The organism is uncultured Cardiobacterium sp., assembly GCF_938028185.1.
GTDB lineage: Bacteria > Pseudomonadota > Gammaproteobacteria > Cardiobacteriales > Cardiobacteriaceae > Cardiobacterium.
Map to the genome: position 1 here is coordinate 1 of NZ_CALJAH010000137.1, position 9,072 is coordinate 9,072.

At 64.2% G+C, this 9,072-nt stretch carries 1 protein-coding gene; it reads left to right on the forward strand.

The window, feature by feature from the left end; genetic code table 11:
* The first annotated feature begins 53 nt into the window (after positions 1-53).
* Positions 54-9,014 (forward strand): glycosyl hydrolase, encoded by an 8,961-nt coding sequence (locus Q0349_RS04195; RefSeq protein WP_298079625.1) that lies wholly within the window; start codon positions 54-56, stop codon positions 9,012-9,014.
* Positions 9,015-9,072 lie beyond the last annotated feature (58 nt).

Genomic DNA, 9,072 nt, shown 5'->3' on the forward strand with positions numbered 1-9,072 from the left:
CGACCAACAGCACCTTTACCCTCACCGCCGCGCAGAAGGGCGCGAAGATTACGGTGCAGGCGACTTACGACGACAACGCCCAAAACCACGAAACCCCGACCAGCGACGCCACCGCTGCGGTCGCCGACAACAGCACGCCGAACCCATTGCCCAATCCACAACCGAACCCGAATCCGTCACCGAACCCATCGCCGAACCCGAATCCCTCGCCCAATCCGCAACCCAACCACGCGGGCAAAGTGAGCATCAGCGGCGACGCCAAAGTTGGCAGCGAGTTGAAAGCGACTGTCACCGATGAAGATGGCGTACCGACGACGGGTGTCAAATACCAGTGGTTTGCCGACGGCAAGGCGATTAGCGGCGCGACCAATAGCACCTTCACCCTCACCGCTGCGCAAAAGGGCGCGAAAATCACGGTGCAGGCGACCTACGACGACAACGCTAACCATCACGAAACACCGACCAGCGACGCCACCGCCGCGGTCGCCGATAACAGCGCGCCGAACCCGCAACCCAACCCGCAACCCAATCCGAATCCCAACCCGTCGCCAAATCCGAACCCGAACCCGTCGCCCAATCCGCAGCCGCAGCCCAATCACGCGGGCAAAGTCAGCATTACGGGCGAGGCGAAAGTCGGTAGCGAGCTGAAAGCGACTGTAACCGACGACGACGGCGTCCCGGCGACGGGCGTCAAATACCAGTGGTTTGCCGACGGCAAGGCGATAGACGGCGCGACCAATAGCACCTTCACCCTCACCGCCGCACAGAAGGGCGCGAAAATTACGGTGCAGGCGACCTACGATGACAACGCCAAGAACCACGAAACGCCGACCAGCGACGCCACCGCTGCCGTCGCCGATAACAGCACGCCGAATCCGTCGCCCACCCCGCAACCCAACCACGCGGGCAAAGTGAGCATCAGCGGCGAGGCGAAAGTCGGCAGCGAGCTGAAAGCGACTGTCACCGACGAAGATGGCGTACCGACGACGGGTGTCAAATACCAGTGGTTTGCCGACGGCAAAGCGATTAGCGGCGCGACCAACAGCACCTTTACCCTCACCGCCGCGCAGAAGGGCGCAAAAATCACGGTGCAGGCGACTTACGACGACAACGCCAAGCATCATGAATCACCCATCAGCAGCGAAACACAGGCGGTCAGCGAAGACACCCCGCCACCGCCGAACGCGCCCGGCATTACCCTCTCCGGCTCAGGCGAGGTGACGGAAGGCGGCAAGGCGACTTATACGGTCAGCCTCGACCAGCGTGCGCTGCCGCAGGCAAATTCGGCGAGCGAGCTGTTGCACAACCTGCAAAATCAAAAGGGCATTCTCTTTGGCCAGCAGCGCGGGCTGGATGTGTCCTTCTCGCCGGAGAACAGCGACGGCAACCATTCCGACGTCTATGCGCTCTCCGGCCATTATCCGGGCATGATTGGCCTGGACATGATGGAGCCGCCGCGCCAGCGCAATCTGTCGGCGGAGGAAAACGGCAGGCGCATGGGGGAAGCGATGCGGAAAATCGACAGCATCGGCGGCATTCCCACCCTATCCGCCCACTGGAATATGCCCGGCGGCGAGACCGACCGCACCAAGATTGACCTGAAGCGCCTCTTGCCCGGCGGCGACCAGAACGCGGAGCTGAACGGCTGGCTCGATGCCATCGTCGAGACCGGCAAGCACGCGGTGCGCGACGACGGCACCAAGATTCCCTTCCTCTTCCGTCCGCTGCACGAGGCCAACGGCGACTGGATGTGGTGGAATTATGAGCGCAGCGGCGCCGAGACTTACAAGGAGCTGTTCCGCTACATCGTCAATTACCTGAAAGAACACGGGCTGGAAGGGCAGATGCTCACCACCTTCGCCCCCAACGGCGGCTTTGGCGGCGATGAAAGCCGCTACAAGCTGCTCTATCCGGGCGATGACGTGGTTGACGTACTCGGCATGGATTTTTACGACACCGACAACACCCGCCTCGCCAAGGATAAATGGGTGGGCGAGCTGGTACAGGATTTGGCGATGCTGTCGCGCATGGCGGCGGCGCGCGGCAAAATCGCGGCGCTGGCCGAATTTGGCCGCGAAGGCTACAAAATGCTCAAGCCGGACGGCAACACCGACCCCAACTGGTACACCGACGTGCTGGAAGCCATCAAGGCCGACCCGGATGCTTCCAAAATCGCCTATATGCACACCTGGGCGAATTTCGGCGGCAACCCGGTCTTCTCCGCCTTCACCCCGTGGCCGGGGCATGAAATGGCGGGCAATTTCAACGAATTCGTGCGGCAGCTGACGATGACGCGCAACGCCGACCGCGATGTCACCGTCGATGTCACCATCCAGCACGGCACCACCGACGACGGCGACGTGAAAACCACCACCCGCACCGTCACCATCCCCAAAGGGCAAAACAGCGCGACCTTCACCGTCGATGCCGTCGCCGATGGCAAAAAAGAAGGCGACGAGCATTACACCGTCAAAATCAGCCATGCCCAGGGCGGGCAAATTGAGGCGGGCAAAGACAGCGTCAGCACCACCATTCACGACGAAGGCGGCGCGGGCGCGGCCAACCACCCCGGCAGCGTCAGCATCAGCGGCGAGGCGACCGAAGACAGCTCGCTCACCGCGACCGTCTCCGACGAAGACGGCGTGCCGAACGGCGTCGCCTACCAGTGGCTGCGCGACGGCACGGCGATAGACGGCGCGCACGACAAAACCTACGTGCTGCGCGGCGATGACGTCGGCCACAAAATCAGCGTGCAGGCGCGCTACACCGACCATGCCGCGCACGACGAAGCGCCGACCAGCAGCGAAACCGGCACGGTTGCCAGCAAACCCGCCGCGCCGCCGCCCGCGAACCAGCCCGGCATCGTCAACATCCGTGGCGAGGCGAAAATCGGCAGCGAGCTCTCCGCCGAAGTCCGGGACGGCAACGGCTACGACGCCAACAGCGTCCAATACCAATGGCTGCGCGACGGCCAGCCGATTGCGGGCGCGACCCACGGCAACTACACCCTGCAAGCCGAAGACGCCGGCCACAAAATCTCCGTCCGCGCCGCCTACACCGACGGCGACAAATACCCGGAAAACCCGACCAGCGCCGCCACCGACATCCCCGCCGCGCAGCCGCCGTCCGGCAACAGCCTCACCGTCAGCGGCGAAGGCAAAGTCGGCACCGTGCTCACCACCGCCATTGCCGACGCCGACGGCGTGCCGAAAGCAGGCGTGCAATACCAGTGGTATGCCGACGGCAAGGCCATCGACGGCGCGACGCACGAGGTCTATCGCATCCGCCCGGAAGACAGCGGCAAACACATCAGCGTGCAGGCGCAATACACCGACAACGCGGGCAATGCCGATACCACCAACACCGCCGCCGTCGCGCAACCCGTTGCCGACAACCCGGCGACGCAGTCCGCGCTCGGTCACAAACTCTACGCCCACGCCGAATACGGCAAATACATAGACGCGCGCGACTTTGGCGTTGACCCGGCCAACGCCGACAACACCGCCGCGCTGAAAGCAGCACTCAAAGCGGCGGACGACGAAGGCGCGGCGCTCTACCTCGGCGTCGGCACGCTCAAACTGCACGAACAAATCCGCATTGGCACCGACGTGTACGACAAAAGCGGCAAACTGATTCAGGAAGGCTACGAAAACGTGCGCGCCATTTTCGGCGCGGGCATGGGCAAGACCAAACTCACCTTCGACTGGCAGCAGGAGGGCGTGTACGACCCGAAAACCAACGCCACCGACGCGCGCGCCCTCGCCGGGGTGCTGATAGACGGCGTCAACGGCAAAAGCGTCGCCGACCTCAGCGTCGAGTACCAGCACAAAACCGCCGAAGACTTCTACCGCAAGAGCAGCAGCTACTTCGGCAAAATCAACGGCATCGTCGTCAATGATGCCGACCACACCAAAATCGACACCGTGGAAGTGTCTGGTGCCAACCGTGCCGGGGTCTTCTTCACCTCGACCGAAACCAGCCGCAGCGGCGCGCGCGACCGCCTCATCCGCCACGAAATCAGCGAAGCCGATATGCCGCCCGCAGGCGACCACAACCAGCTCATCTACAGCAACCTGCACCACAACCGCGTGGCAGGCTCGCTCGTTGCCTACCAGCGCGACTTCAGTGCCGACAGCAACCACCTCGCCTGGAACGGCCACGAAGCCGACGGCGGCACCGGCTACGGCATCGCCGCGATGGCGGGCAGCTACAACTACGGCGTCACCTTCAGCCGCAACACCACCGACCACAACTACCGCAAAGGGCTGGACGTGCATGACGGCAACCACATCACCATCGAGAACAACATCGCCAGCGGCGACCGCCTCTACGGCATCGCCGTCTATAACCGCCAGTTCACGATGGACGACGTCACCATCCGCAACAACACCGTCAACGCCGACCCCACCTTCCGCCTCGACACCGACGACGGCGATGACATCGAAAACAGAACACCGGACTACCGCCTCTACAGCGGCATCCAGATACAAACCAACACCCAGCACGGCATTCAGGATTTACAAAGCAAAGGGCCGGGCAAATATGACATCAGCGGCAACACCGTCAACGGCCTCGACGTCTATCAGGATGCGATGCAGACCTACGGCATCGAATTTCGCAACCACGAACCGACGATGGACTACACGCTCACCATCCGCAACAACACCATTAGCGGCGAGAGCAGCAAATACCTCATCGGTGTTTTGAACGAAACCCGCCACAAAGACGGCAGCGTCGGCGAAGGCAGCGGCGACATCACCATCGAAGGCAACACGATGACCCTTGACCGCAGCGCGCGCTGGGCGGTGCCGGTGTACATCGAAGAAAAGGCGCACGACGGCACCCTGCGCGGCAGCGTCACCTACCGCAACAACCACCTCACCCTGAAAAGCGCGAGCGAAGGCAGCATCGAAGCCATCCAGATGGTTGGCAACGCGCAAAACTACGACATCGGCCACAACACCTTTGCGCTGCACGGCAGCATCGACAAATCCGTCATCAGCCTGCACGGCCAGGGCAAAAACACCAAACCGCAGCTCAACGTCCACGACAACGACTTCACCACCGACAGCAGCAGCCTCGGCAAAAACTGGGTAGAGATCAGCCACAAAAACGGGGCGGACGCCACCGTCAGCGCACATCACAACACCTTAAACGGCAAGGCGCTCGCCGACATCGGCGACCTCCCAACGCCGCCCGCGCCACAACCGCCCGCCGAAAACCACGAAGGCAGCGTCGCCATCAGCGGCGAGACCAAAGTCGGACAAACCCTCACCGCCGAAGTTAGCGATGATGACGGCGTGGACAGCAGCCAAATCAAATACCAATGGCAACGCGACGGCCAGCCGATAGACGGCGCGACCGCAAAAACCTACCAACTCACCGCCGCAGACCTCGGCAAGGAAATCCGCGTGCAAGCAACCTACGAAGACAAGGCCAAACACCACGAAACCCCGACCAGCGCGGCGACAGCCACCGTGCAGGACGCCAACAGCGCGGGCAACCACGCGCCGCATGAACTCAAACTCGGCTACGGCCAGGACGCCGACCGCTCGCTCTCCTACTGGGTCAAAGGCGGCCAAAGCGGCGACACCGTTGGCAAACTGAGCGCCAAAGACGCGGACGGCGACCCCCTCACTTGGCGCGTCAGCGACCCGCGCTTTGAAATCACCGACAGCGGCGCGCTCAAACTCAAAGACGGCGTCGCCCTCGATTACGCCAACGAAAAACGGGCAGTAATGACCGTCACCGCCACCGACAGCCACGGCGCCGCCACCAGCCGCGATTTCGCCGTACAAGTGCGCGACCCCGACACCCACAACCGCGGCGAAGACAACCACCCCGGCTACCTCGGCGTCTCCGGCGGCAACAAAGTCGGCGACACCCTGCAAGCCTGGTTCGACGACCAGGACGGCAAAGCGCAGGGCAGCGGCAACTACCAGTGGTACGCCAACGGCGAAGCCATCGCAGGCGCAACGGGCGACAGCTACACCCTGACTGCGGCGGAGGCGGGCAAAACCGTTCGCGTCGGCATCAGCTACCAGGACAACAAAGGCAACGCCGAACACCTCTACAGCGCGCCGACCGCCGCCATCAGCGACGACGCCCCGGTCGCCACCCTGCACGCCACCCGCAACAGCATCGCCGAAGGCGGCAGCATCACCTGCACCGTCAGCCTCGATCGCCCCGCCGAACGCGACATGACCTACACCATCCGCGCCTACCACGGCAGCACCAGCGACGGCGACTACAGCCTCAGCGCACAAACCGTCACCATCGCCAAAGGCCAAAGCAGCGCCAGCTTCACCGCCAGCGCCAACCGCGACGGCGCCTACGAAAACAGCGAAACCTTCGCCATCACCGCGACTGACGACACCGGCCACACCAGCCGCACCGACATCACCATCGCCAACACTGACGCCGCCGTCGTCCCCGACGCGCCGACCATCAGCCGCGCAGGCGACGGCGCGCGCATCACTCCGGCAGCAGGCGCGGACACCCTGCACCTCGGCTACCGCGACGCCAGCGGCATCCAGCACAACATCGACCTCAACAAAACCGCCGACGGCCAATGGCACAGCGCCGCCCGCGCGCTCGACTACGACGCCCAAACCGGCGCGGTCACACTCGCCCGCATCCAGCCGGGCAGCGACATCTTCGCCAGCAACGCCGCCCAAGGCGTCTATAACGACGAAGCCGCGCACCTGCTGCCGCAAACCGCGGACAGCGGCCCGCTCACCGCCTCGCTCCACGCCGCCAGCAACGAAGCCATCAGCGAAGGCGGCACGGCGAGCTACATCATCCGCCTGAACCGCCCCGCCGAACACGACACCGTCTTCAACCTCGAAATCCGCGGCAAAGACGCCGACGGAGGCGACCTCGTCACCGGCACCCAACAAGTGACCGTGCGCGCGGGCGAACGCTCCGCCGTCGCCACCGTACAAACACACGACGACAACACCGCCGAGCGCACCGAAACCTACAAAGCCATCCTCTACACCCACGACAGCAGCGTCACTGTGCCGGCGCACCGCGGCAGCCTCACCGGCGAAATCAGCGACAACGACGCCATCGCCCCGCCGACCGTCAGCGCCGACACCCTGCGCCCCGGTGGCGTCCTCGTCGCCCCCGGCAAAGGCGCGGACACCATCACCGTGCAATACCACGACCGCCAGTTCGGCGCCGTCAGCCTCAACGGCTGGAAAACCCCGGACGGCCAATGGCACATCGGCGAAACCAACCCGGACAAACGCAGCATCGCCGCCGAAATCGACCCCGACAGCGGCACCATCAGCCTGCCGCCGGACATCGTGGCGGACGGCAGCCGCGTCAGCGCCTGGCAAAGCGCAGGCGGCGTGCGCAGCGCGAGCGCCAGCCGCGACGTCCGCCACGACACCCACTGGCTGCCCGAACACAGCAGCGACAGCGACAGCGCCGCACAAGCTGTTGCCACCAACGACGGCAGTGGCGCCGGACGCAACACCCCGGTGCCGAACCACGCCGGCTGGAAACTCGCCTGGAGCGACACCTTCGACCACAGCATCGACGCTGCCGACAGCAATGGCAAAACCTGGACGCGCTACGGCTGGGGCTGGCAGGCGCCCGAATTTGGCGGCATGGGACGCTACCTGCAAAGCAACAGCTACACCGAAGACGGCGTCCTGCACATCCGCAGCCAATACGCCAACGGCGCCTGGAGCAGCGAAGGCGTCAGCAGCGGCGAAATGCACGCCGCCAGCGGCGGGCGCTGGGAAGTGCGCGCCAAATTCCCCAACGCCAAAGGCATCGGCTACGCCTTCCTCCTCTGGCCGGAAGGCGAGGGCAACTGGCCGCCGGAGGTGGACTTCGCCGAAGGCCGCGTGCGTGACCCCAAAATCGCCGCCACCTACCACTGGGGTACCGTGCAGGAGCACAAACAGGCACAAGAAACCTACCAGAACGCCGATCTGACCGACTGGCACACCTACGGCGCCATCCTCGACCCCGAAAAAAACACCCTCACCTACACCTTTGACGGCCAGCCCATCAAAACCCTGAGCGACCCGACCGCGCCCGTCAGCAACCAAAAATTCTGGCTCGGCATGCAAACCGGCGCACAAGACCCGCACGGCTCCTTTAGCGACCAAGAAAGCATCGACGACGCCGTCCCCGGCAAAGAAACCGCGGCAGCGTCGGACATCGAAATCGACTGGGTCGCGCACTACAGCCCGGCCAGCGGCAACCTCGAACACCACGCGCCCCAACAACAGCCTGCGCAAACTGCGGAAACCGCAGCAACCGTAGGGTGGGGCTCGCCCCACCACACCAGCGGGACAGCTGCCAACACCGCACACCCTGCGGAAGCGGAACAGCCCGCGCAAACTGCGGAAACCGCAGCAACCGTAGGGTGGGGCTCGCCCCACCACACCAGCGGGACAGCTGCCAACACCGCACACCCTGCGGAAGCGGAACAGCCCGCGCAAACTGCGGGAGAGGGTTGGAGTGAGGGCAGCCAACAACCCGCGCCAGCGACACCTGAAACCCAGGACGCGCAGCCCTACCATCTCGCTACCGCCGAAACCCCGCTGCACTACCCCGCTGCCGCATCAGCACACGATGACAGCGGCGCCCGCCACCACACCGCCCACGGCGCAGAAACCCTCAGCAGCGAGACAGGCATGGCGGACACCTTCGCCTACCTGCTGGATAGCGACGACGCCGCCAGCTGGCAACAGCCGGGCAAAATCAGCGACTACAACCCGGCAGAGGGCGACCGCATCGTGCTGGCAGGACGCGGCCTTGCCGACGCGCGGCTGGAAGTCAGCGCGGATGAACACGGCCAGCACCTCAACATCACCGACCGCGCCGGACACACCCGCAGCATCGACATCGCGGCGGCAGGCGGCAAACCGCTGACGGCGGCGGACATCCTCAGCCACGTGGAAATTCGCGACCCGCAACAATACGACCCGTCACACCACAGCACCCCGCAGCAGCCGCCACTACCGCAGGAGGACAACAGCCATATCCTCTAAAGGCTGTTTAAAATCTTGGAGAACCGCATTTTTCCGTATGCTTGTGTAGGAAACTGAA